The organism is Acidimangrovimonas sediminis (assembly GCF_002871005.1).
GTDB classification, from domain to species: domain Bacteria; phylum Pseudomonadota; class Alphaproteobacteria; order Rhodobacterales; family Rhodobacteraceae; genus Acidimangrovimonas; species Acidimangrovimonas sediminis.
Genome location: NZ_PHSN01000033.1, coordinates 20135 through 43954, shown reverse-complemented (window position 1 = coordinate 43954; position 23820 = coordinate 20135). Strand labels below are relative to the sequence as shown.

At 68.7% G+C, this 23820-nt stretch carries 21 protein-coding genes; 10 read left to right on the top strand and 11 right to left on the bottom strand.

Annotated elements, in window-relative coordinates; genetic code table 11:
• Positions 1-40 precede the first annotated feature (40 nt).
• The gene (locus CVV76_RS21955; RefSeq protein WP_102226830.1) at positions 41-880 is read left to right on the top strand and encodes a TIM barrel protein; all 840 of its coding nucleotides are present in this window, start codon (positions 41-43) and stop codon (positions 878-880) included.
• An 11-nt stretch (positions 881-891) separates the two neighbouring features.
• On the opposite strand, the gene CVV76_RS21950 is transcribed toward CVV76_RS21955, so the two are convergent.
• Positions 892-1803, bottom strand: coding sequence for a LysR family transcriptional regulator (locus CVV76_RS21950; RefSeq protein ID WP_102226829.1), 912 nt, complete (start codon positions 1801-1803; stop codon positions 892-894).
• Between the two features lie 134 nt (positions 1804-1937).
• On the opposite strand from CVV76_RS21950, the gene CVV76_RS21945 reads away from it, so the two are divergent.
• From CVV76_RS21945 to CVV76_RS21935, 3 genes are all read left to right on the top strand, one after another.
• Positions 1938-2360 (top strand): DoxX family protein, encoded by a 423-nt coding sequence (locus CVV76_RS21945; RefSeq protein WP_102226828.1) that lies wholly within the window; start codon positions 1938-1940, stop codon positions 2358-2360.
• 49 nt (positions 2361-2409) lie between these two features.
• On the top strand, positions 2410-3228 hold the full coding sequence (gene ygiD, locus CVV76_RS21940) for a 4,5-DOPA-extradiol-dioxygenase (RefSeq protein WP_102226827.1): 819 nt from the start codon (positions 2410-2412) through the stop codon (positions 3226-3228).
• A gap of 72 nt (positions 3229-3300) precedes the next feature.
• Entirely contained in the window at positions 3301-4257 is a 957-nt protein-coding gene (locus CVV76_RS21935; RefSeq protein WP_102226826.1) for a glutathione S-transferase family protein, read from the top strand.
• A 59-nt stretch (positions 4258-4316) separates the two neighbouring features.
• Here the strand turns inward: CVV76_RS21935 and pdxR are convergent, their stop codons facing one another.
• The gene (gene pdxR, locus CVV76_RS21930; protein ID WP_102226825.1) at positions 4317-5774 is read right to left on the bottom strand and encodes a MocR-like pyridoxine biosynthesis transcription factor PdxR; all 1458 of its coding nucleotides are present in this window, start codon (positions 5772-5774) and stop codon (positions 4317-4319) included.
• 61 nt (positions 5775-5835) lie between these two features.
• Between pdxR and CVV76_RS21925 the strand changes: the two genes are divergently transcribed.
• Positions 5836-6486: a pyridoxamine 5'-phosphate oxidase family protein gene (locus CVV76_RS21925; protein WP_102226831.1), complete on the top strand. Its 651-nt coding sequence runs from the start codon at positions 5836-5838 to the stop codon at positions 6484-6486.
• Between the two features lie 9 nt (positions 6487-6495).
• Here the strand turns inward: CVV76_RS21925 and CVV76_RS21920 are convergent, their stop codons facing one another.
• From CVV76_RS21920 to CVV76_RS21885, 8 genes are all read right to left on the bottom strand, one after another.
• Complete coding sequence (locus CVV76_RS21920; protein WP_102226824.1) at positions 6496-7473, bottom strand: ABC transporter ATP-binding protein; 978 nt, start codon at positions 7471-7473, stop codon at positions 6496-6498.
• Complete coding sequence (locus CVV76_RS21915) at positions 7467-8477, bottom strand: ABC transporter ATP-binding protein (RefSeq protein ID WP_102226823.1); 1011 nt, start codon at positions 8475-8477, stop codon at positions 7467-7469. Before CVV76_RS21915 ends, CVV76_RS21920 begins: the two co-directional genes overlap by 7 nt.
• A complete protein-coding gene (locus tag CVV76_RS21910) occupies positions 8477-9382 on the bottom strand; it encodes an ABC transporter permease (protein WP_102226822.1) in 906 nt (301 codons plus the stop codon). The genes CVV76_RS21915 and CVV76_RS21910 overlap by 1 nt, the downstream gene beginning before the upstream one ends.
• Before the next feature lie 4 nt (positions 9383-9386).
• Positions 9387-10418 carry an ABC transporter permease gene (locus CVV76_RS21905; RefSeq protein ID WP_102226821.1) on the bottom strand — a complete coding sequence of 344 codons (1032 nt, stop codon included), beginning with the start codon at positions 10416-10418 and terminating at the stop codon, positions 9387-9389.
• A gap of 100 nt (positions 10419-10518) precedes the next feature.
• Positions 10519-12120: an ABC transporter substrate-binding protein gene (locus CVV76_RS21900; protein WP_102226820.1), complete on the bottom strand. Its 1602-nt coding sequence runs from the start codon at positions 12118-12120 to the stop codon at positions 10519-10521.
• A gap of 61 nt (positions 12121-12181) precedes the next feature.
• Complete coding sequence (locus tag CVV76_RS21895) at positions 12182-13672, bottom strand: aldehyde dehydrogenase family protein (RefSeq protein ID WP_102226819.1); 1491 nt, start codon at positions 13670-13672, stop codon at positions 12182-12184.
• A 150-nt stretch (positions 13673-13822) separates the two neighbouring features.
• Positions 13823-14734 (bottom strand): CobW family GTP-binding protein, encoded by a 912-nt coding sequence (locus CVV76_RS21890; RefSeq protein WP_102226818.1) that lies wholly within the window; start codon positions 14732-14734, stop codon positions 13823-13825.
• A 51-nt stretch (positions 14735-14785) separates the two neighbouring features.
• Positions 14786-16432, bottom strand: coding sequence for an amidohydrolase (locus CVV76_RS21885; RefSeq protein ID WP_102226817.1), 1647 nt, complete (start codon positions 16430-16432; stop codon positions 14786-14788).
• 308 nt (positions 16433-16740) lie between these two features.
• Here CVV76_RS21885 and CVV76_RS21880 point away from each other — a divergent pair, with 308 nt between their 5' ends.
• From CVV76_RS21880 to CVV76_RS21870, 3 genes are all read left to right on the top strand, one after another.
• Positions 16741-18111 carry an aminotransferase family protein gene (locus CVV76_RS21880; protein WP_102226816.1) on the top strand — a complete coding sequence of 457 codons (1371 nt, stop codon included), beginning with the start codon at positions 16741-16743 and terminating at the stop codon, positions 18109-18111.
• Positions 18112-18143: 32 nt separating this feature from the next.
• Complete coding sequence (locus tag CVV76_RS21875; RefSeq protein ID WP_102226815.1) at positions 18144-18884, top strand: sulfite exporter TauE/SafE family protein; 741 nt, start codon at positions 18144-18146, stop codon at positions 18882-18884.
• A gap of 218 nt (positions 18885-19102) precedes the next feature.
• Positions 19103-20566 carry an aminotransferase-like domain-containing protein gene (locus tag CVV76_RS21870; RefSeq protein ID WP_102226814.1) on the top strand — a complete coding sequence of 488 codons (1464 nt, stop codon included), beginning with the start codon at positions 19103-19105 and terminating at the stop codon, positions 20564-20566.
• A gap of 12 nt (positions 20567-20578) precedes the next feature.
• Here CVV76_RS21870 and CVV76_RS21865 read toward each other — a convergent pair whose 3' ends face one another.
• Positions 20579-21505 (bottom strand): BKACE family enzyme, encoded by a 927-nt coding sequence (locus CVV76_RS21865; RefSeq protein WP_102226813.1) that lies wholly within the window; start codon positions 21503-21505, stop codon positions 20579-20581.
• 304 nt (positions 21506-21809) lie between these two features.
• Here CVV76_RS21865 and CVV76_RS21860 point away from each other — a divergent pair, with 304 nt between their 5' ends.
• Both CVV76_RS21860 and CVV76_RS21855 read left to right on the top strand, forming a co-directional pair.
• Positions 21810-22592 (top strand): IclR family transcriptional regulator, encoded by a 783-nt coding sequence (locus CVV76_RS21860; RefSeq protein WP_146010348.1) that lies wholly within the window; start codon positions 21810-21812, stop codon positions 22590-22592.
• A gap of 88 nt (positions 22593-22680) precedes the next feature.
• Complete coding sequence (locus CVV76_RS21855) at positions 22681-23814, top strand: ABC transporter substrate-binding protein (RefSeq protein WP_102226811.1); 1134 nt, start codon at positions 22681-22683, stop codon at positions 23812-23814.
• Positions 23815-23820 lie beyond the last annotated feature (6 nt).

Sequence of the window (23820 nt, the reverse complement as noted above, 5' to 3'; positions counted from 1 at the left end):
CCGCGAAAGAGGTCGAACCGATCATGGAGCGAGACGCAAAATGAAAAAACGGTTCAAGAGGGCTCTGAACCAGAAGACGGCGCGGCATCTGCCTTTCGCCGGGTATCTCGACCTCGCGGAGCGGCTGGGCTGCGTGGGGGTGGAGTGCCGAAACGACCTCGGCCGGCCGTTCTTCGACGGGATCGCGCCGGCGGAGGCCGCGAAGATGGCGGAGGCGCGCGGACAGCGCCTGCTGGGGCTGAGCGAAGTCTATGCCTTCAACGTCTGGGACGCGGAGCGCGATGCGGCGATCCGGTCGCTGATCGCCACGGCGGAGGCGGCGGGGGTCGAGACCATCAGCCTGATTCCCTGCGTCGACGCGCGCAGGCCGCCGCCCGAGGCGCAGGACCGTGCGGTGCGCGACGCGATGGCGCGGGTGGCGCCGATGCTGGAGGGCACCGGCGTGGTCGCGCTGATCGAGGTGATCGGTTTCGAGACCTCGTCGATCCGGCACAAGGCGTGGCTGGCCCGGACGCTCGACGAGGTGGGGGCGGGGCGGTTCAAGCTTATCCACGACACGTTCCAGCATTGCATCGCGGGCGAGACCGGGGTCTTCGCGGCCCAGACCGGGATCGTGCACATCTCGGGCATCTCGGATCCGTCGGTGGCGCTGGATGCGGAGCAGGACGGGCACCGGATCCTCGTCGAGGCGGACGACCGGTGCGACAACGTCGGCCAGATGCGGGCGCTGCTGGCGGCGGGCTACGACGGGGCGTTCTCGGTCGAGGCGACGGCGCCGGAGGTGCTGGACAGCCCGACGCTCGAGGCCGATCTGCGCCGTTCCTTCGATCTGATCGACCAGGCGCTTTCGGTGCCGGGCGCCCAGGGCGGGGGCAACTAGGGCGGGGGCACCTAGGGCGGGGGCACCGTTCCGAGGCCCGCGCCGGGATAGTCGGCGCGGGCGAAGTCGATCAGCGCGCGCAGCTTGCGGGGCAGGGTGCGGCCCTCGAGATAAACCGCGCTGACCGGCAGGCGGATCGGCGCGTGATCGGGAAAGAGCCGCACCAGCCGCCCCGCGGCAAGGTCGTCACCAAGCACGAAGCTGGGACAGAAGGCGACCCCCTTGCCCGCCACGGCGAGGTCGCGCGCCACCCGTGCACTGTTCACCAGAAACCGCGTTGGGACGGTCACGCTGACCGGCGTGCCGTCGCGCACCAGCGTCCAGTGCCGAGGGTCGGCGCGGTTGGTGTCGGCGATGCAGAGGTGATCGCGCAGGTCCTCGGGCCGCACCGGTGCGGGGTGCTGCGCAAGGTAGGCGGGCGCCGCGACCACGACCGAGGTGATCTCTCCCATTCGGGCGCGTTTCAGCGACGATATCGCGGTGGTGCCGATGCGGAAGGCCAGGTCTATCCCGTCGGCCGCGAGATCGGCGTAGCGGTCGTCAAGCCGCAGGTCGATCGTCAGGTCGGGGTGGGGCGCGGCGAAGCGGCTGAGCAGGTCCATGACGTAGATCTCGCCGAACGTCACGGGGGCCGAGATCCTCAGCGTGCCGCGAAATCCGTGGGTGTCTTCGGTCACCGCCGCCAGCATCTCGTCGAGATCGTCCAGCAATGCAGGGGCGCGTGCCAGAAGGTCGGCCCCCGCGGGCGTCAGGCCAAGCCGGCGCGTGGTGCGCTGGATCAGCCGCGCACCCAGCCGGGTTTCAAGCTCGGCCACGTATTTCGAGGTCAGTCGGTTGGAAATGCCCAGCCGCTCGGCCCCACCGGTGAAAGACCCGGTCTCGACCGTCGCGACGAAGGCGCGCAGCCCGTCGATCACATCCATGCGCTGCCCCTATTAGGAACAATTTGGTCATAGTCATTCCATTTATTCTACATTTCATTCCTGAATGGCAAGGCGCATCTTCCGGGGCAGATGACCCCCCGGGCCCGACCGGCCCGCCCCATTGGAGAGAGACGATGCTCGACACCCGCACGGCCCCCTATGCCGCCCTGATCCTGCGCCTCGTGACCGGCGCGCTGTTCCTGACCCATGGGCTGATCAAGCTCCTGGTCTTCACCCCCGCCGGGACCGCCGGCTATTTCGCGTCGCTCGGGCTGCCGGGTTGGCTTGGCTACCTGACCATGGCGGTCGAGATCCTCGGCGGCATCGCCCTGATCCTCGGCCTCTGGACCCGGATCGTCGCGGTGATCGAGGTGTTCCCGCTGCTCGGCGCGATCCTGTTCGTGCATGCGGCGAACGGCTTTGGCTTCACCAACCCGGGCGGCGGCTGGGAATACCCGGCGCTGTGGATGATGGCGATGATCGTGCTGGCCCTTCTGGGCGACGGCGCCTACGCTCTGCGTCCGACGCCGGCCCCGCGCCGGGCGGTTGCCGCCTGAGCGGCGCCCCCTGGTTTCCACGACAGGCACCCGAGAGGAGGGACACGCCATGAGTATCGTTCAATCGCTCGAACGGCTGAAAGAGGGGCTGGCCGCCTCGGACCGGATGCCTGTCGTCTTCCTGGGGCACGGCTCGCCCATGAACGCGATCGAGGACACGCCCTATTCGCGCAGCTGGGAGGCTCTCGGACGTGCGTTGCCGCGGCCGCAGGCGATCCTCGTGGTCTCGGCGCACTGGATGACGCGCGGGTCGACTCTGGTGGACGTCTCGGCCATGCCGAAGACGATTCATGATTTCTACGGCTTCCCGCAGGCGCTGTTCGACCAGCAATATCCCGCCCCGGGTGCGCCCGACATCGCGAAGGAGGTCGTCTCGCTCCTGGCCAGCCACCATGCCGAGGGCGACGATACCTGGGGTCTCGACCACGGCGCGTGGTCGGTGCTGAAATGGCTTTATCCCGGGGCCGACGTGCCGGTGTTCCAGCTGTCGCTCGACATGACGAAGGACCTGCCGCATCACCTCGAGATCGGGCGGGCGCTGAGGGCGCTGCGCGACCGCGGGGTGCTGATCCTCGGGTCGGGGAACGTGGTTCACAACCTGCGCGCCATGCGCTTCGACGCGCCGGCCTACGACTGGGCCGAGGAATTCGACCTGACCTTCTCGGACCGGCTGGCGGCTGGCGATCTGGCCGCGTTGACCGACCGGGCGGGGATGGGAGACTTGCTGAAGCTGGCGCATCCGACGGTGGAGCATTACCTGCCTGCGCTGACCGTGGCGGGGGCGGCGGACGCCTCTGACCGCCTGACCTTCATGAACGCCTCGATCGACATCGCCTCGGTCTCGATGCGGTCGTTCATCTACACCTGAGGGGTGGCCGGCCCCCGGGCGCCGTAAAGGCCCGGGGCGCCGCGAGGCCCCCATACGCCCGAAAGGACCACCATGCTTGTCGATGGGAAATGGACGGGAGATTGGGACCCGGTGCAAAAGGCCGATGCCAAGGGCCGTTTCGTCCGTCAGGTGTCGAGCTTTCGCAACTGGATCACCCCGGACGGCGCCCCCGGTCCGACGGGCGAGGGCGGGTTCGGGGCCGAGGCCGGGCGCTACCGCCTGTACGTCGCCTATATTTGCCCCTGGGCCTCGCGTGCGCTGATGGCGCGCAAGCTCAAGGGGCTGGACGGGCTGATCCCGGTGACGGTTGTCAACCCGGTGCTGGGCGACGAGGGCTGGTCCTTCGGCGGCTACCCGGGGGCGGACGAGGATCCGCTGTTCGGGGCAGGCCACATGCACGAGATCTACACCCGCGCCGATCCGCATATCACCGGACGGGCCACCGTGCCCGTGTTGTGGGACATGAAGCGCGACGTCATGGTGAACAACGAAAGCGCCGATATCCTGCGCATGTTCGACACGGCGTTCGAGGGGCTCGTGCCATCGGACCTGCGGCTTTACCCCGCCGATCTGGCGCCCGAGATCGACGCGCTGAACCCGCGGCTTTACGACAAGCTGAACAACGGGGTCTACAAATCCGGCTTCGCCTCGACGCAGGCGGCCTATGACGAGGCGGTCGCCGGGGTGTTCGAGATGCTCGACGAGCTCGAGGACCGGCTGAGCGGCGATTACCTCTTCGGCGACCGGCTGACCGAGACCGACATCCGCGCTTTCGTCACGCTGATCCGGTTCGACGCGGCCTATCACGGCATCTTCAAGTGCAACCGCCGCCAGATCGCCGATTACCCCCGGCTTTCGGCCTACATGGAGCGCGTCCTGCACCTGCCGGGGATCCGAGAGACGGTGAACATGGATCACATCACCCGCGGCTATTACTCGATCAAGGCGCTGAACCCGACCTGCATCGTGCCCACCGGACCGGCCCATATCGCCCGGCTTCTGGGCTGAGGATCCACGGCATGGGCGTTGCGGGGGGCGTTTGAACGCGCCCTCTGCCGGCGCGGCGCTCAGACCTCGCGCAGCACGGCGATCAGCCGGGCGGCGGCGTCGCTCAGGGCCTCTTCGGGGAAGGCGGCATAGCCGGTGAGCAGGGCCTCGGGCGCCCCGGGCAGAACGCAGTGCGACGACAGGGCGCCGACCTGCATCCCGGCCCCGGCGCAGCGGCGGGCGATCTCGCGATCGGTCGCGCGGGCCGAGAGGGCGGGGCGCAACGGCAGGCAAAGGTGCATGCCCGCCGCGTCCGGCGCGAGATCCAGAAGGTCGCGCACCGGGGCCAGCGCCGCCAGCAGATGGGTCTGCCGCTGGGCATAGATCCGGCGCATCCGCCGGAGGTGGACCGCGAATTCCCCGCTCGCCATGAAGCCCGCAAGCGCCGGCTGGGGCACCAGCGACGCGCGCGCCCCCGCCCGGTCGAGATAGGCGCGCACCTGTGCCACATGCGCCCTTGGCACCACCATGTAGCCGATCCGGATGCTGCCGCTGACGAGCTTGGAGAAGCTGCCGACGTAGATCACGTGCCGCAGTCCGTCGAGCCCGGCGAACGAGGGCAGGGGCGACCCGCGGTAGCGGAATTCGCTGTCGTAATCGTCCTCGACGATCAGCCCGCCATGCCGCGCGGCCCAGTCGAGCAGCGCGACCCGGCGCGACAGCGGCAGGCTGCGCCCGGTGGGGTAATGCCGCGACGGGGTGACCACCACCGCCGTCGCCTCCGCCGGGATCCGGGCCGCGTCGATCCCGTCGCGGTCGATCCTGACCGGCAGCGGCCGGGCGCCCGCCGTGGCCAGCACCTCGCGCGCCCGGGGCCAGCACGGATCCTCCACCGCGACCGCCTGCCCGGGCGGGGTGAGCCCGCGAAACACGATCTCGTAGGCCTCCGCCGCGCCGGAGGTGATGACCACCTGGTCCGGGTCGCAGTCGAGCTTGCGCCAGGCGGCAAGGTGATCGGCGATCGCAACGCGCAGAGGCTGCCAGCCGAGCGGATCGGGGCGCCCCAGCAGCGCCGGCCCGGGGTCGCGCCACGCCCGTTCCAGGTGGCGCGCCCATTGCCGGTGGGGCACCAGTGCCGGGTCCGGGATGCCGGTCTGGAACGGTTGCCAGCCGCAGGGTTCCGCCCTGTCCGGGGCCCGCACGGCCCTTTGGGGCGCGGGTTCCCCGGGGGGTGGCGGCGCGAGGTGGGTGATCTCCTCGGCGACGAAGGTGCCGCTGCCCCGGTGGGCGACAAGGTAGCCCTCGGCCATCAGCTGGTCATAGGCCGCCTGCACCGTGGTGCGCGACACCGACAGTTCCGCCGCCAGCGTCCGGCTGGCCGGCAGCCGCGCGCCGGCGCGTCCCGGCGCGGCGGCGAGGATCGCGCGCAGCGCGTCGAGGAGCTGCGCCTGCAACGCCACCCCGCTGCCCGGGTCGAGCGTCAGGGCGAACAGGTCGCGGCTTAGATTGGACTGAGAGGATTTTGCAAAAGTGGCCATTTGTGAACGGCCAATAATGCGGCATCACGGCGGCAGCAAGTTCAACCTTTGGAATACAGCCATGTCCGACACGCTTCTCTCCACCGACAGATCGCGCCTGCGCCGCTCGCACGAGCGCGGGCATTTCGATCGCGCCACGGTGGATGCCATCCTCGACGCCCAGCCGATGTGCTCGGTCGGCTACGTGATCGACGGCCGGCCCTTCGTCACCCCGACACTGCAGTGGCGCGAGGGCGATCACGTCTACTGGCACGGCTCTTCCGCCAGCCGCGCGTTACGCAATTCCCGCGACGCCGAGGTCTGCCTGAACGTCGCCATCCTCGACGGCTTCGTGATGGCGCGGTCGGGGATGCACCATTCGGTCAACTCGCGGTCCGTCACGCTCTATGGCACCGCCTTCAAGGTCGAGGACCCGGCGGAAAAGCTGGAACGGTTGACGCGCTTCGTGAACGGCCTCTTTCCCGGGCGCTACGAGGGGCTGCGCCCGGACCATGCGCAGGACCTGAAGGCCACGACGGTGCTGGGGATGCAGATCCGCGAGGGCAGCGCCAAGGTCCGCACCGGCCCGCCCGGCGACGAGGAGGCGGATTACGCCCTGCCGATCTGGGCCGGGGTGATCCCGGTCCGCACCGAGGTGGGCGAACCGGTCCCCGACCCGCGCAACCTGCCCGGGGTGGAGATGCCCGACCACGTCAGGAACTTCCGGCTCTAGCGCCGGGTGTCAGACCGCCTCGGCCAGCTCCGGCAGGGGCGGGGTCAGCTCGCCCGCGTAGTGGCAGGCGACGGCATGGCCCTGGGTCATCGACCGCAGCACCGGTTTCTCGGCCCGGCAGCGGTCGGTGGCGAAGGGGCAGCGCCCGGCGAAGCGGCAGCCCGGCGGCGGGTCGACGGGCGAGGGCGGATCGCCGGTCAGCACGTAGTCGCTCTGTGCCCGGCCGGTTTCGGCCGAGGGTGCGGCGGCCATCAGCGACCAGGTGTAGGGGTGTTTCGCCCGCGCGAAGAGGGTTGCGGTATCGGCCACCTCGACGAATTCGCCGAGGTACATCACGGCGACCCGGGTGCAGATGTGCTGCACCACCGCCAGATCGTGCGAGATGAAGACATAGGCGAGGCGCTTGTCGCGCTGGAGGCCATGCAGAAGGTTCAGGATCTGCGCCTGGATCGCCACGTCCAGCGCGCTGACCGGCTCGTCGCAGACCACGAGGCGGGGCTCCGTCACCATGGCGCGGGCGATGCACAGACGCTGACGCTGCCCGCCCGAGAACTGGTGTGGAAAGAGGCGCCGCGCATCGGGATGCAGGCCCACGGCGCGGAACATCGCCTCGACCCGCTTCTCGCGGTCGGCCGGGGCGCCGATGCCCATCAGGTCCAGCGGCTCGCGCACCGCCGCGCCCGCCCGCATGCGCGGATTGAGCGACGAGAACGGGTCCTGGAACACCATCTGGAACTGTGCCCGGACGCGGCGCAGCGCGCCCGCGTCCATGGTGGCCAGGTCGTTGCCCAGAAGCTCGATCCTGCCCTCGGTCGGGTCGACCAGCCGCATCAGCGCCTTGGCCGTCGTGGACTTGCCCGAGCCGCTCTCGCCGACGATGCCGAAGCTTTCGCCCTCGCGCACCGAGAAGCTGACGCCATCCACCGCGTGCACCGTGGCGCCCGAGGAAAGCGGGAAGTGGACCTTGAGGTTCTCGACCGTCAGCATGCGGGGGCGGCCTCCCGGGCCTCGTTGGGGTGCCAGCAGAGCGTTTCGTGATCGGGGCCCAGGCGCACCGTCTCGGGGGGCGTCGCGTGGCATTTCTCGGTGGCACGCGCGCAGCGCGGGGCAAAGCGGCAGGCGGGGGGAAACTGGCCCAGCGGTGGCACCATCCCCGGGATCTCGCCCAGCCCGCGGGCAGGTGCGGTGAGGGCCGCGCGACCCAGCCGCAGCTTCGGCGTGCAGGCCATCAGGCCCGAGGTATAGGGATGGGCAGGCGCGGCCAGAAGCTGCGCCGCCGGCCCGGCCTCGATGCACTTGCCGGCGTAGAGCACTGCCACCTCGTCGGCCATCTCGGCCACCGCACCCATATCGTGGGTGATCAGCATGATCGCCGTGTCGGTCTGCATCTGCAATTCGCGCAGCAGGCGGAAGATCTGCGCCTGCACCGTCACATCCAGCGCGGTGGTGGGTTCGTCGGCGATGATCACGCGGGGACGGCAGGCCAGCGCGATGGCGATCATCACCCGCTGCCGCATGCCGCCCGAAAGTTCGTGCGGGTAGGCCGCCAGCCGCGTCTCGGGCGAGGGGATCTGCACCGCGCGCAGCATCTCCAGCGCGATCTCGCGCGCCTGGGCGCCGGTCTTGTCCTGGTGCAGTTCCACCACCTCGGCGATCTGGCGTTCCACCGTCAGCACCGGGTTGAGCGAAGTCATGGGTTCCTGGAAGATCATCGACATGGCGTTACCGCGCAGCGCGCGCAGGCGCTGCGGGCGGACCTGCACGAGGTCTTCCTCGCCCAGGAGGATCTGACCCGCCGCGATGCGGAACCGGTCGGGCAGAAGGCCCATGGCGGACAGCGCGGTCATCGATTTGCCGCAGCCGCTTTCGCCGACCACGGCCAGCGTCTGGCCGCGCCGGAGCGTCAGGGTCACCCCGTCGAGGACGGAATGCACGGCGGTGCCGGTGTCGACCTCGACCTTGAGGTCCTTGATCTGGAGAACGGGGTCCATCAGCGCCTCCGCAGTCGGGGGTTGAGGGCGTCGTTGATACCGTCACCGACGAGGCTGATCGCCAGCACGGTCAGGAAGATCGCGACGCCGGGCAGGGTGACGGTCCACCATGCGTCGAGCAGGTAGTTGCGGTTCTGGCCGACGATCAGACCCCAGCTCATGGTGTTGGGATCGCCGAGGCCGAGGAACGAAAGCCCCGCTTCGAACAGGATCGACGAGCCGACCGACAACCCGGCGGCCACCACCAGCGGGGGCAGCGCACCGGGCAGGATGACGCGGAAGATCAGGTAGCGGTTGCGGGCGCCTGCGGTACGGGCGGCCTCGACATAGTCGAGCTTGCGGATGCGCAGGAACTCCGCCCGGGCGAGGCGGGCGACCTGCGGCCAGCTGACGATGCCGATCGCCGCGGTGATGGTGTAGAGGTTCGATCCGAAGACCGTCACCACCACCATCGCCAGCAGGAGCGTGGGAAGGATCTGGAAGAATTCGGTCACCTTCATCAGTGCGGCGTCGATCGGGCCCTCGTAGAACCCGGCGAGCGCGCCCATGAGGATGCCCAGCACGACCGAGATCACCGCCGCGGCGGCGCCCACGGCCAGTGTCGCGCGGCCTCCGTTGATGATGCCCGACAGGATGTCGCGCCCGACGTAATCGGTGCCGAGCGGGGCATATTCACCCCCCGGCGGGGCGAAGGGCATGTCGACGATGTCGTAGGGGTTCACCGGGTAGATCAGCGGCCCGAGGAAGGTCATGCACAGGATCGCGATCAGCAGCACGAGGCCGAAGAGGGCCGGGCGGTTGGCCGCGAAGCTGCGCGCGAATTCAACCGCGGGGCGGGTGGGGCGCGCGGCCGGGGCCTCGGGGACCGGTGCGGTCAGCGGGGCGGTGTTGGTTGCGTCGGTCATGGTCTTATCCCTTGGCCGGGCCGGGGCTCTTGGAGCCCGGAGCGGCGGGTGTCTTCGTGGCCTTGCGGGTGCGTCCGCCTCCGATCCTCGGGTCGATCCAGCGATAGGCAAGGTCGGTCAGCGCGTTCGCCACCATCACCAGGATCGCTGAGAAGAACAGGATCGCGAGCAGGGTCGAGTAATCGCGCCGCAGGATCGAGTCGAAGGCCAGCCGCCCGAGCCCGGGCCAGTTGAACACAGTCTCGACCAGCACCGCGCCGGCGAGCAGCTGGCCGAACTGCAGCCCGACCATGGTGACGATCGGGATCAGCCCGTTGCGCAGCGCGTGGCCGAAGACCACCCGGCGCTCGCTCAGCCCCTTGGCGCGGGCGGTGCGGATGTAATCGGCCCCCAGCACGTCAAGCATGGCGGCGCGCGCCAGGCGCGAATAGGTGGCGATGTAGATCGAGGCCAGCGTGACCGAGGGCAGCACGAGGTGGCGCAGCAGGTCCAGCGTCTGGGCGAAGAACCCGCCGGTGTCGCGCACCGAGAACATCCCCGAGACCGGGAAGATCGGGATCACCGAGGCGAACAGGATCGTCAGCATGATCCCGGTCCAGAACACCGGCGCCGAGAAGCCGAAGAGCGAGACCAGCGTGACGAGGTGGCTCAGGATCCCGCGCGGCCGTCGGGCCGAGAAGATGCCCAGGAGCGTGCCGATCACCACGGCAAGGATCAGCGACGAGAGCACCAGCACGATGGTGGCGGGCAGCCGTTGCAGGATCAGGTCCAGCACCGGCATGTTGAAATAGACCGAGTAGCCGAAATTGCCGTGGAGCACCTGCCAGAGATACAGGCCAAGCTGCACCGGCAACGGCTTGTCGAGGCCGTATTGCGCCTTCATCTGGGCGATCAGCTGCGGCGAGGCGCCGCCCATGTCGCCGACGATCACCTGCACCGGATCGCCAGGCGCCGCGTGGATCAGCAGGAAGTTCAGGACCAGCACGGCCAGCAGCAGGCCGATGGCCGAAATCAGACGGGGGGCGAGCTTGCGCATGGACGCTCCTCGGGAAGGGGGCTTTCGGGGCCCGAATGGAAATGCCGCGACGGGCGCGGCACGGCGGGAAAGGGGGGCGCTGGCGCCCCCCGATCCGTCATCAGTTCTTCTTCGACCAGTAGACGTTGTCCCACGGCTGGAGCGAACCCCAGATCCCCGCCGGCACGTTCTCCAGCCCCTTCTTGTAGGCGATGGCGAAGGGCACGGTGTTCAGGAACAGGATCGGCGCGTCGCCCACCACGATCTTCTGGAACTCGGCGTAAAGTTCCTTGCGCTTGGCCGGGTCGCCCTCGACCGCGGCCTCGTTCAGCAGCTTGTCGACCTTCGGGTTGTCGTATTGCGCCATGTTGGCCCAGACCACGCCCTTGCGGATGTTCGACGACAGGTAGGTGCGCGCCACGCCGATCACCGGGTCGCCCCAGTTGTAGACGTCATCCTCGGTCAGGTCGAAATCGTAGTTCGAGATCCGGTTGGACCAGGTCGGGAAATCGGGCGAGGTGCGGACCTCGACCTTGATGCCCACCTGCCGCAGGGCCGAACGCATGTATTCCACCACGTTGCGGCCGATGTCGACCGAGCCGGGGATGTAATCCACCGTCATGGTAAAGCGGGTGCCGTCGGCGCCCTTCTTCAGCCCGGCCTCGTCCAGAAGCTCGTTCGCCTTCTTGGGGTTGTAGTCGTAGTGGTTCACGTCGGTCGTGGCCAGGGGCGAGCCCGGCGCGATCGGGCCGTAGGCACGCTTTGCCACCCCGCCCAGCAGCCGGTCGACGATGAACTTCTTGTTGATCGCGTAGCCGATCGCCTGGCGCACGCGCACGTCGTCGAACGGTTTCTTCTTGGTGTTGAACTCAAGCCAGTTGATCGGGCCGATCGCCTCGAACCCCTTGTTCGACACGGTCACGTCGGGCGCCTTCTCCAGCCGCTGGATGTCGCGCACGTCGCTGAGCAGCGGCGCCACGTCGACCTCGCCGTTCTGCACGGCCAGCACCATGTTCTCGGGGTCGGCGAAGATCTTGACGATGATCTTGTCGAGATGCGGGCGCCCCTTGAGGAAGAAGTCGGGGTTCTTCTCGAGCACGTAGCTGTCGCCCTGCTTGTAGCTGACAAGCTTGAACGGGCCCGACCCCACGGGTTTCAGGTTCGCGGGGTTGGTCTGGATGTCGCCCTTGCCATAGACGTGCTCCGGCAGGATCGGCATCAGCGCCGGCGACATCGCCAGCAGAAGCGCCGGGTAGGGATGGGCGAGGTGGATCACCACGGTGTACTTGTCGGGCGTGTCGACGGTGGTGACCGGGGCGAGCATGGTCTTGAACGGGTGATATTTCTTGATCGTCTCGATCGAGAATTTCACGTCCTCGGCGGTGACCGGCGTGCCATCGCTGAACTTGGCGTTGTCGACCAGGTGCAGCGTCACGCTCTTGCCGTCCTTCGCCACCTCCCAGCTTTTCGCGAGATACGGCTCGGGATCCCAGTTCTTGTCGTAGCGCAGCGGCGAGGCGAAGATCTGGGTCGAGGGCAGGGCGGTGGCGATGCCCGACTGGATCGCGCCGTCGAAATGGCGCGGCACGCCCACGGTGCCCATCACCAGCGTGCCGCCATCCTTCGGCGCGGATTGCGCCAGCGCCGGCCCCGCCGTCAGCGAGAGTGCCGCCAGCGAGGTGGCGGCGAGCGCGGCCAAGGCCTTGGTACGAAGTGCTGTCATGTCATTTCCCTGTTGGTCTCGTTGGACGAAAGAGGGGGCCGGCAGGTCCGGCCCCTCCGGATCAGTCGAAGTTCAGGACGATGGTCTTCTTTCGGGTGAAATGCTCGAGCATCGCCTCGAGCGACGCCTCCTTGCCGAGGCCGGATCGGCCGAAGCCGCCATAGCTGACGTTGGGCTGGATCGTCAGGTTCTGGTTGACCTGCACGTAGCCCGCATCCAGCCGCGCGGTGGCGTCCAGCGCGGTCGAAAGCGACGCGGTCCAGACCGTCGCGGCCAGCCCGTAATCGCTGTCGTTGGCGCGCGCGATGACGTCGTCGTAATCATCCCAGCGCTGGATCGCCGCGACGGGGCCGAAGATCTCCTCGCGCAGGCAGGGGTGATCCTCGGGCAGGTCGAGAAGCAGCGTCGGGCGCTCGAAGAGATCGGCCGCGAGGGCGGTATCGTCGGGCAGCGCGCCGCAGCGGAGGACGCGCGCGCCGGGCGTGGCTTCAGCCTTGGCCACGTAGTCGCGCACGATGGCGGCCTGCCGGGGCGAGACGATGGTGCCGATGTCGGTGGCCTCGTCCAGCGGGTCGCCGATCTTCAGGGCGTCCAGCGCGGCGGTCAGCTTGGCCAGGAAGGCGTCGAACAGGCTGTCGTGCACGTAGATCCGGCTGGACGCGGTGCAGCTTTGCCCCTGCCGGGTGAACCGCATGCCGGAAATCGCGCCGGCCACGGCCTTCTCCAGATCGGCATCGGCGCAGACGATCATCGGGCTCTTGCCGCCCAGTTCCAGGCTTACCGGGATGATCTTTTCAGCCCCGGCGCGGTAGACGATGCCGCCCACCTCCTCGGACCCGGTGAAGGTGATCTTGGCCACGTCGGGGTGCGCGGTCAGCACCGCGCCGCAATCCGGGCCGTCGCCGCAGACGACGTTGAGCACGCCGTCCGGCAGGTGGCGCATCAGCACCTCGGCCATCGCGAAGGTCGCGAAGGGGGCCTCTTCCGCGGCCTTGACCACCACGGTGTTGCCCGCCACCAGCGCCGGCGCAATCTTCAGCATCATCAGCACAAGCGGCACGTTCCACGGCAGGATCGCGGCCACGACGCCAAGAGGTTCGCGCGTGGTCAGCGTCATCATGCGAGGGTGGTAGGGCACCGTCTCGCCCTTCAGCTCCGACCCGAGGCCTGCATGGAAGTCGAGGATATCGGTCGCGGTCGCCACCTCGCCCCGGCATTCGGTGCGGATCGCCTTGCCGGTCTCCATCGCCAGGAGGCGGGCGATCGGTTCGGCCAGCGGGGCCAGCGCGCGGGCGGCATCGGCCAGCTTGCGGCCGCGCTGGCGGGCAGGCAGGGCGGCCCAGCCGGGGCCCGCGGCCCGGGCGGCGGTGACGGCGGCATCCACTTCGGGCGCGCGGCTGGCGGCGGCCTCGGCCAGCGCCTTGCCGGTGGCCGGGTTCTCGACCGTCAGGGTCGCGGCGGCGGAGAGGCGGGCGTTGCCGATCAGGTTCACGCCGGCATAGGCGGCCAGTAGATCTTCGGCAGAGGGAAGGACGGGGCTTTGTTCTGTCATGGGTCGATCATCCGTGCTGCACTGCAGCTTTGCTTGGTCCAGAGCGGCGCAATTCATGGGGCCAGTCCGGCCGCGTTCGCAGCCCGGGCCGCCCGGCATCCCGTCCCGCGCCGCAAGGACAGGTGCCGTGACTGGGGCTGGGTCAGAGGGTTAGAGCGTGACGGTATCGGCCAGCGCGGGCGCCAGCGCCTCGGCCAGCCGGAAATCCGGATCGGTGCCGATCGCGACGAGGCCGGGGCGGGCCTTGTCCGGCGCGGGGCTCAGGATCCAGCGGCCCGAGACCCATTGCAGCAGCTGCAACCCGTCCTCTTCCGCCAGATCGAGGCAGCCCTTCAGCCGCAACAGGCTGCGCGGCAGGTGCTTCAGCAGGGTTTCCAGCCGCGCCGGGTGAAGCGGCGCCGGGGGCACCCATGTCTCGCTGTGGAACACGCCCTGATGCGCGGCCTCGCGACCCGCCCCACCGCTTGGAGTCGCGAAGAGCGCGAGCGGCCGGGGCAGGAGAAGCTCGCGCGGGAGGTCGGCCCGCACCGTTTCGGCCCGCGCGGCGTTCGGCGCAAGGCGGGTCACCTCGTCCCGGGCGCGCTTCAGCACCGGGGCGGGGGCGGTGTCTGTGTGATTCAGAACCACGAGGTCCGCGCCGATGAACTGCCGCTCGACGATGTCGCCGACCAGCGGATCGGCAAGGTGCCGGGCGATCTCGCCCGCGTGGGCCAGCACGACGACGAGGTCCAGCCTCAGGCGCGGCTCCAGCAGGGCGAATTCGGCGATGCGGCGGGGTTCGGAGACGCCGCTCGCCTCAATCAGGATCGCCTCTGGCGCGTGGTCCAGCGCGCGAGAGATGGCGGGGCCAAGCCCGTCGGCGAGGGAGCAGCAGATGCAGCCGCCCGACAGCTCCATCGTCAGCCCGTCGTCCGATTGCACCAGCGCCGCGTCGACGTTCAGCGCGCCGAAATCGTTCACCAGCACCGCCGTGCGCGCCGGCGCCGAGGCGAGGATGCGGTTCAGCAGCGTCGTCTTCCCCGCGCCGAGGAAACCGCCGAGGATGGTGGCCGGGATGCTCATGCGCGCCTCCTCATGATGTCACGGTCCTGCCGTCACCTGCCTGCCGCGCCCTCATGCGGGGATTGCGCTTTCGTGCCAGAGGCCGCCGCTCACCGTGCCTTCGACGCGGATGTCGCGCAGGGCCTCGGGGGCGGTCTCGAACGGGTCGCGGTCGAGCACGGCGAAATCGGCGAACTTGCCGACCTCGATGGAGCCCACGAGGTGGTCGAGCTTCAGCTGCCAGGCGGCTCCCAGCGTGATCGCCTCCATCGCCTGTTCCACGGTGATCCGCTCTTCGGGGCCGAGGATGCGGCCGGTGGCGGTCTGGCGGTTGACCGCGCACCACGCGGTGAACAGCGGCCCGAGCGGCGTCACCGGCACGTCGGAATGAATGGCCAGCACCAGCCCCTCGGCCAGCGCGGAGCCGCAGGCATCCATCCGGTTCGCCCGCTCCGGCCCCATGGTCAGGGCATAATGCTGATCGCCCCAGTAGTAGATGTGGTTGGCAAACAGGTTGACGCCGAGGTCGAGGGCGCGCGCCTTGCGGAACTGCGCGCGGTCGGCCATCTGGCAATGTTGCAGCACGTGGCGATGATCGGGGAAGGGGGCCTCGCGCAGGCCCTCGGCGAGCGTGTCGATGACGAATTCGCTGGCCTGGTCGCCGTTCACGTGGAGGTGCATCTGCAGCCCGGCGGCGTTGTAGGCCTTGATCATCTCCTTCAGTGTCGCGGGCGGCAGGTTCCACATGCCATTCGGAGCGCCGTTGTAGTAGCCCGGCCATTTCACCCGCGCGGTGAACCCCTGGATCGAGCCGTCGGTCATGATCTTGACGAGGCCGGGATAGAACCGCTCGTTCCCCATCTGGCGCAGCGCGGTGGCGCGGGCGACGCCTTCCTCGATGCCGTAACCGATCGCGCCCATCGCGGGTACGACCCGGAGCGGGTAATCGGGGGCCGAAGTCGCTTCGGCGAAAGCCATGACGACCTGGTCTGTCATGGTCTGGTGCAGGTCGGCGGCGGTCGTGACGCCCGCGTTCACCGCCGAGCGCCCATAACGCCGAACGCTTTCCACATCGACGTCGCGCAGGCCGAAGGCGGCGCCCACGGCCTTTTGTGCAAGGAACATCGTGGCCATTTCCTGAAGCTCGCCGGTGATGTCGCCCTGGGCATCGCGCAGGATCCCCTCGGCCTCGACCTCGCCGAACATCCCCGCCATCTCGAGCACCGGTGTGTTCACGCTCATGATGTGAAAGCTTGCGTGAATTATCAGGATCGGCCGCGTGGTCGACACGCGGTCGAGATCGTGCCGGGTCAGCCGCGCGCCGGCGAAGTAGATCGGGTCGAAACCCCAGGCCAGCAGCGGCGCGTCGGGGTCCTCCATCGCTGTCTCGCGCTCCTTGAGCCGGGCGATGACCGCCTCGACATCCTTCAGGCCGCCTTCGAGCTCGCCCTCGGGCGCGTGGCGGTGGAAATAGCCGAGGAACAAGTCGCGCCAGACACTGCCCTCCATCGCGTGGCCATGGGCCTCGACGAAGCCGGGCATCAGGACCTTGTCGGCGAAGCGCTTGTCCAGCGTGGCGGGGCCCCAGCCCTGGCACTCGGCGAGGGTGCCGACGGCGAGGATGCGACCGTCGCGCACGGCGACATGGGTGGCCAGCGGTTGCGCCCGGCTCATGGTGCGGATGGCGCGGGCGCTGAAGATCGTGGTCTGTGCGGTCATGTCCTGTCCTTCCTGCGATCCGCCCGAACCTAGGGGGCGGCATTCGGCGGGGGCAGGTCCACCGGCACGGCGCGGACTGGGCCAGAGGCTTGGGCCAGAGGGTTGGGCCAGAGGTAAGGGATGGGCCAGAGGGTGATGGACGTAACATGGGGTGCGCGTTTCAGCGCGCCCTCCGCGCTGCGGCTGCGTGTCCCGTCGTCGCCCGTTGCGCCCGGCGGTGGCCCCATCAAATCCGAACCGCTGGCCCTGTCCTCCTTCCCCTGCGCGGCACCAAGACGGGGCGACCGATAAACGCGCGAGGGTATGCGATGTACGACAACGACATTTCCGGGCTGGTCGAGGCCGACCGCAGCCATGTCTGGCACCACCTGACCCAGCACCGCGCGTTCGACGAGAAGGACCCGCGGATCATCATGCGTGGCCACGGCATGAAGGTCTGGGACCAGAACGGCCGCGAATTCCTCGATGCGGTGTCGGGCGGCGTCTGGACCGTGAACGTGGGCTACGGCCGCGAAAGCATTGCCGACGCGGTACGCGAGCAGCTGGTGACGCTGAACTACTTCGCGGGGTCGGCAGGCTCGATCCCAGGCGCGCGATTTGCCGAGGCGCTGATCGCCAAGATGCCCGGGCTGAAGCGCGTCTATTATGCCAACTCCGGGTCGGAGGCGAACGAGAAGGCGTTCAAGATGGTGCGCCAGATCGCCCATCGCCGCCATGGCGGCCGCAAGACCAAGATCCTCTACCGCGAGCGCGATTACCACGGCACCACCCTCGGCGCGCTTTCGGCCTGCGGGCAGGAGCAGCGCGCGGCGGAATACGGCCCCTTCGCGCCGGGCTTCGTCGAGGTGCCGCACTGCCTCGAATACCGCAGCCAGTGGGGCGCGATCGAGAATTACGGCGAACGCGCCGCCGACGCGATCGAGGAGGTGATCCTGCGCGAGGGCCCCGATACCGTTGGCGCGCTCTGCCTGGAGCCCGTGACCGCCGGTGGCGGCGTCATCGTGCCGCCGAAGGGTTACTGGGAGCGCGTGCAGGAGATCTGCCGCAAATACGACATCCTTCTGCACATCGACGAGGTGGTCTGCGGTGTCGGCCGCACGGGCGAATGGTTCGGCTATCAGAACTATGGGATCGAGCCCGATTTCGTGACCATGGCCAAGGGCGTGGCCTCGGGCTACGCCGCGATCTCGTGCCTCGTGACCAGCGAGAAGGTGTTCGACGCCTTCCGCGAGGATGCCGCCGATCCGATGAGCTATTTCCGCGACATCTCGACCTTCGGCGGCTGTACCGCGGGGCCGGCGGCAGCGCTGGAGAACATGCGCATCATCGAGGAGGAGGGCCTGCTGGCCAACACCAAGACCATGGGCGTGCGCCTGCTGGACCGGCTCGAGGCGATGACCGAGAAATTCGCCGTGGCGGGCGAGGCGCGGGGCGCGGGCCTGTTCTGCGGGCTGGAGCTGGTGGCCGACCGCAAGACGCGTGAGCCCCTGGACGAGAAGATCGTGCAGCGGGTGGTTGCGGAATGCGACGCGCGGGGCGTGATCCTCGGCATGACCAACCGTTCGGTCCCGGGCTATAACAACACGCTCTGCCTCAGCCCCGCGCTTATCGCCGGCGAGGCCGAGATCGACCGTATCGCCGACACGATCGAAGAGGCGCTGACCGCCGTCACCGGCTGAGATCGGGGCGGCCGCGCAGAGGGGCGGCAGGAATGAGCATCGAGACGCTGGCGGTGGTGATCGCCGCCGTGTTCCTGTCGGCCTTCGTCAGGGGGCTTGCGGGGTTCGGCTTCGCGCTGGCTGCCGTGCCCGCGGTGTCGTTCTTCGCCCCGCCGCTGGAGGCGGTGGCCCTCGCCGTGATGCTGCAGCTGATCGTGGGGCTGCGCGACGTGGTGACGCTGCGCGGCAGCCTGCACCTGCCGTCACTGGCGCGGCTGGCGATCGGGTCGCTGATCGGCATTCCGATCGGCATCGCGGCGCTGGCCGGGCTGAGTCCGAATGCCGCGCGAATCCTGATCGCGTTTGCGGTGCTTTCGGGCCTTGGGCTGATCCTGCGGCGGCGTCCGGCCGGGACCGCACCGCACCCGGGGCTGGCGCTGGGGGCGGGGGTTGCCTCGGGGGTGTTTTCCGGGCTGGCGGCTATGCCGGGCCCGCCCGCGGTCGCCTATTACCTGACGACGGGGCTGGCGCCGGTGCAGACCCGCGCCACGCTGCTTGTCTTCTTCTGTTTCACTTCGGCGATGGCAATGCCGGGGCTGGTGCTCGCCGGGGCGATCGATCGGCAGAGCCTGATGCTTACGGCGCTGTCCTTGCCCGCCATGCTGATCGGGACATGGGCCGGGATGGCCGCCTTCCGCCGTCTCGATCATGCCCAGTACCGCAGGCTGGCGATCGCGGTCATGGCCTGCTCGGCGCTGTTTGCCGGCGCGCGGGGACTGGCTGGCCTGATCTGACCCGCGCCCGCCCTGGACGCTCCGGGAAATGCCCGGGGCAGGGTGGTGTGCGGCGGGATGATCCTGGAACGCGCTGCCCAGAGGTTCGGCAGCGTGCCCGGTTGTTGTGCAGTTTCTGGCCGCGGGCGCGCCCGCACCCGCATGCGCCAAAGCGGGGAACTGGACGCTGACGGGCGGTTCGGGGCATTGGTGCGGGATCACGCACAAGGTCACTTCGCATGCTTCCCCCGATCCGCCGCGACAGCGGCGCCCCGATCCAGTCCCAACTTCGCCGTTCGATCATCGACGCGATTCACGCCGGGCAGATGCAGCGGCGCCAGAAGCTGCTGCCCTCGCGGCAGCTGGCCGGGCAGCTGGGCATCGCGCGCAACACCGTCACCGCGGTCTACGAAGAGCTGGTCGCGCGCGGCTATCTCGAGGCGCGGCCGCGGCGGGGCTATTTCGTGGCCCCCGATCTTCCCGCCGCCGACCCCGCGGCCGCGCAGACGCCCGCGCCGACGGGAGGCGGGAGCGTGGACTGGTCCCGCGCGCTGCGCCAGCGGCCGTCGCAGCACCGCCACCTCGTCAAGCCCGCGAACTGGCAGGATTTTCCCTATCCTTTCGTGTATGGCCAGGTCGACCCGGCGCTGTTTCCGATCAACATCTGGCGCAGCTGTTCGCGCGATGCGCTGGGGCGCGCGGCGATCGACTGGTGGGCGGCCGATCGCGCCAACGAGGACGACCCGCAGCTGATCGAGCAGATCCGCACCCAGATCCTGCCCCGCCGCGGCATCTTCGCCCGGCCCGAAGAGATCCTGATCACGCTGGGCTCGCAGCACGGCTTCTACCTGATCTCGCGCCTTCTGGTGCGCGAGGGAACGCGGGTCGGGGTCGAGGTGCCGGGCTATCCCGACAGCCGCAACATCGTCGAGGCAGAGGGTGCCGAGATCGTCGAACTGGCCGTCGATTCCGCCGGCGCGCGGCTGGGGGGCGGGGCGCTCGACCTCGCGTTGCTGACGCCCGCGCACCATTGCCCGACCAACGTGACCATGACCTCCTCGCGCCGGCTCGAGACGCTCTCGCTGGCGCGGCAGAACGGCACCATCCTGGTCGAGGACGATTACGAGGGCGAGACGACATTCTCGGGCGACGGCGTCACGCTCAAGTCGCTCGACGAGGACGGGCGGGTGATCTACCTCGGCACGCTGTCGAAGGTGCTGGCGCCGGGGGTGCGGCTGGGCTTCATGGTCGCCGATGCCGCGCTGATCGAAGAGGCCCGCTGGCTGCGCCGGCTGATGCACCGGTCGTGCCCGCTCAACAACCAGCGCACGGCGGCGATCTTCCTGGCGGAGGGCCATTACCTGCAGTTGATCCGCAACCTGCAGGACGCGCTGGAGCGCCGGTTCGAGCGCGCGGCGAAGGGCGTGACCCGGCACCTGCCGAAGCTGCGCCTCGGGCCCGGGGTCGGCTCCAGCCTGTGGCTGGAATGCGCGCCGGGGCTGGACGGCCGAGCACTGCTGGCGGCCGCCGCGCGCCGCGGCGTGCTGATCGAAAGCGGCGACCCGTTCGTCGCGCCGCGGGACGCGGGCCGCTACCTGCGCATGGGCGTGGGCTATATCGGAGAGGACCGGATCGACGCGGGCCTGCATGAGCTTGGCGCGGCGATCGCGGACCTTCCGGGTGCCTATGCCGACATTGCCTAGGGCGCCGGCCCCCTAGAACGCCACCTTGTCGCCGCCCTTGAGGTTCAGGATCTCGCGCGCCTCGTCCGGGGTGGCGACCTCGAACCCGAGGCTTTCGACCATCTGCCGGGCCAGTGTGACCTGCTCGGCATTGCTGCGCGCCAGGCGGCCGCGCCCGGCATAGAGCGAATCCTCGAGGCCCACCCGCAGGTGGCCGCCCAGCAGGACCGATTGAAGCGCGACCGGCATCTGGTGCCGGCCCGCCCCCAGCACCGACCAGCGGTAGGCGTCGCCGAACAGCCTGTCGGCCGTGCGCCGCATGTGCAGTACGTCTTCGCCGTGGGCGCCGATGCCGCCGAGGATGCCGAACACCGACTGCACGAAGAACGGCGGCGTCACCAGCCCGCGGCGGACGAAATGGTCCAGCGTGTAGAGGTGCCCGATGTCGTAGCACTCGATCTCGAACCGGGTCCGGCTGTCGGCGCAGGTGGTCAGGATGCTCTCGATATCGGCGAAGCTGTTGCGGAAGACCCGATCGCGCGAGCCTTCCAGGTAATCGATTTCCCACGCCTGGGCGAAGTCCTGCTTCTTGTCGAGGATCGGGTAGAGGCCGAAGTTCATCGACCCCATGTTGAGAGATGCGACCTCGGGCTGGAAGATCGCCGCGGGGCGCAGGCGTTCCTCGACCGACATGGTCGGCGCGCCGCCGGTGGTGATGTTGATCACCACGTCCGAACGCTGCTTGATGACCTTGAGGAACGGCTCGAACGCCTCGGGGCGCTGGTCGGGCTGGCCTGTCGCGGGGTCGCGGGCGTGCAGGTGGACGATGGCCGCGCCGGCCTCGCGCGCGCCGACGGCGGCCTCGGCGATCTGGTCGGCGGTGATCGGCAAATGGGGCGACATCGACGGGGTGTGGATCGACCCCGTGACGGCGCAGGTGATGATGACTTTCCGGCCCATGATTGTCCTCCCGGCCTGTGGCCTGCGCGGGGCAGGCACCCTTGACATCATGTTTTCCCTAACGAAACATGACGAGTGCCGTGGATCGTTGGTCGCAACGCGAGGGATGTCAAGGCATCCCCTGTGCGCCGGATGCGAAACGCCGACCCTGCCGTGTCGGGGGGCAGGGGCCAGTGCGGGATTCGCGGAAATTCATCGCAACTTGTTTCGATAGGAAAAACATAATAGCAATTTTTGAAGGAGACAGAAAATTGTGAACGCGCTGGCCAAGGCAGGCCCGCGTTCCCGGATCAAGGAGGCAGGAATGCCCAAGGTGACAGGCGAAGGCGGCGAAGGCGTCCAGGCGGTTGCGCTGGCGCTGAAGATACTCGAGCGGCTCGCGGAAGAGGGGAAGCCCATGGGGGTGACCGCGCTGGCCGAGGCGCTTGGCACGACGAAAAGCCGAATCTTCCGGCATCTGCATACGCTCAAGCAATACGGCTACATCCTGCAATCAGAGACGACGGAGCGGTATCGGATCGGCTCGCGGCTGCTGGCGCTGGCGCGGGCTGCAAGCGACAACCAGGACCTGGCGATCGCCAGCTACCGTGCGCTTCGTGCGCTGCGCGAGGGCCTTGGACATTCCGCCGTCCTGTCGCAGGTGGAGCCGGAAGGCGCGCGTATTTTGTCAACGATTACAGGTAAGTCAACGATAGAGATCGGTGTCAGGGCCGGGTCCTTGCTGCCGTTCCATTCCTCGGCGCATGGCAAAGTGGCGCTGACCTTCGGGTCCGAGAGCCTGCGGGCCGAGGTGCTGTCGTCGCGGCTTGAGAAGATGACCGAACACACGATCACCACCGCCTCCGCCCTGCGCGCCGAGATCGAGAGAATCCGTCACCGGGGCTGGGCCACCGCCCCAAACGAATCGCTGATCGGCATCAACACGCTGGCCGCCCCGATCTTCGAGGCGTCGGGGGCGCTGGTGGGCGCGGTGGCGATCGTCGACTCGGTCCAGTTCATCGCGCCCGAGCCGACGAAGGAACAGATCGCCGGCGTGCTGGAGGCCGCCCGCAGCATCTCGGCAGAGCTCGGCTACGTCCTCGATTGAGCCTGAGGGCTTGACATCTCCTCCCTCCCTGTTTCAGAAATACGAAACATCGTTTCGTTAAACGAAATGCTGCTCTGGGAGGAGGAACATGAAGAGACGCATCACTCTTGCGGCTGCGCTGGCGCTTGCGCTCGCAGGCCCGGTCCATGCCGCGGATGTCTACAAGATCGGCGCGGCGGTCGGCCTTACGGGCTATGCCGCGACCACCGATCGCGGCTGGCGCGACGGGCTTCAGCTCGCGGCGGATTACCTCAACGGCAAGGGCGGGATCGACGGCCACAAGGTCGAGCTGGTGGTCGAGGACAACAAGTCCGACCCGCAGCAGGCGGTCGTCGCCTATCAGAAGATGATGTCGAACGACCACGTCCAGATCTTCGCGTCGGGATGCGTCTCGGCCGGCAACTTCGCCGCCGCGGGCGCGGTGGCGCGGGCAAAGATCCCGATGGTCCTGTGCTCGATCCTGCCGCGCCGCGAAAACGAGATCCACTGGGCCTTCAGCTTCCTGCCGCCGCCGATCTACGAGCTGCAGACGCGCATGGCCTATCTCAAGGACAACACCCAGATCCGCAAGGTCGGCATCCTCAACGATCCCTCGCCCTATGCCATGCTGATGGCCAAGCTGGCCGAGACCGCCGCCAAGCAATACGGCATCCAGGTCGTCGCCCACGAAACCTACCAGCAGGACGACAGCGACATGAGCGTTCAGGTCGGCCGGATCAATGCCGCCGGGGCGGGCGCGATCATCAAGATCGGCATCGGCGGATCGACCGTGACGATCGCCAAGAACGTCAAGCAGCTGGGTCTCAAGGACATGCTTCTGCTGTCGGGCCTCGACGATGCCGCGCCCTATGTGCAGGCGGGCGAGGTGCTGGGCGATCACTTCATGTTCGCGGCGACCGCGGTCCAGATCCCCAGCGCCGTCACCGATGCCGAGGCGAAGGCCGCGCTGGACGCGTTCCTGACCCGCTGGAAGGCGAAGTACGGCGACCGCGACGGCAGCGCCGCCTCGCGCGCCTGGGACGCGATGATGGTGATCGACAAGGCGGTAACCCTGGCGAAGTCGACCGACGGGCCCAAGGTGCGCGACGCGCTCGAGGAGATCACCCATTACCAGGGGGCTGCCGCGCTTTACGAGTTCTCGCCCAAGCAGCACAACGGGGTGGTCAAGAACCCCTTCGTGATGGGTGAGGTGAAGGACGGCGCGCTCGTCCAGGTGAAGTGAGCCGGT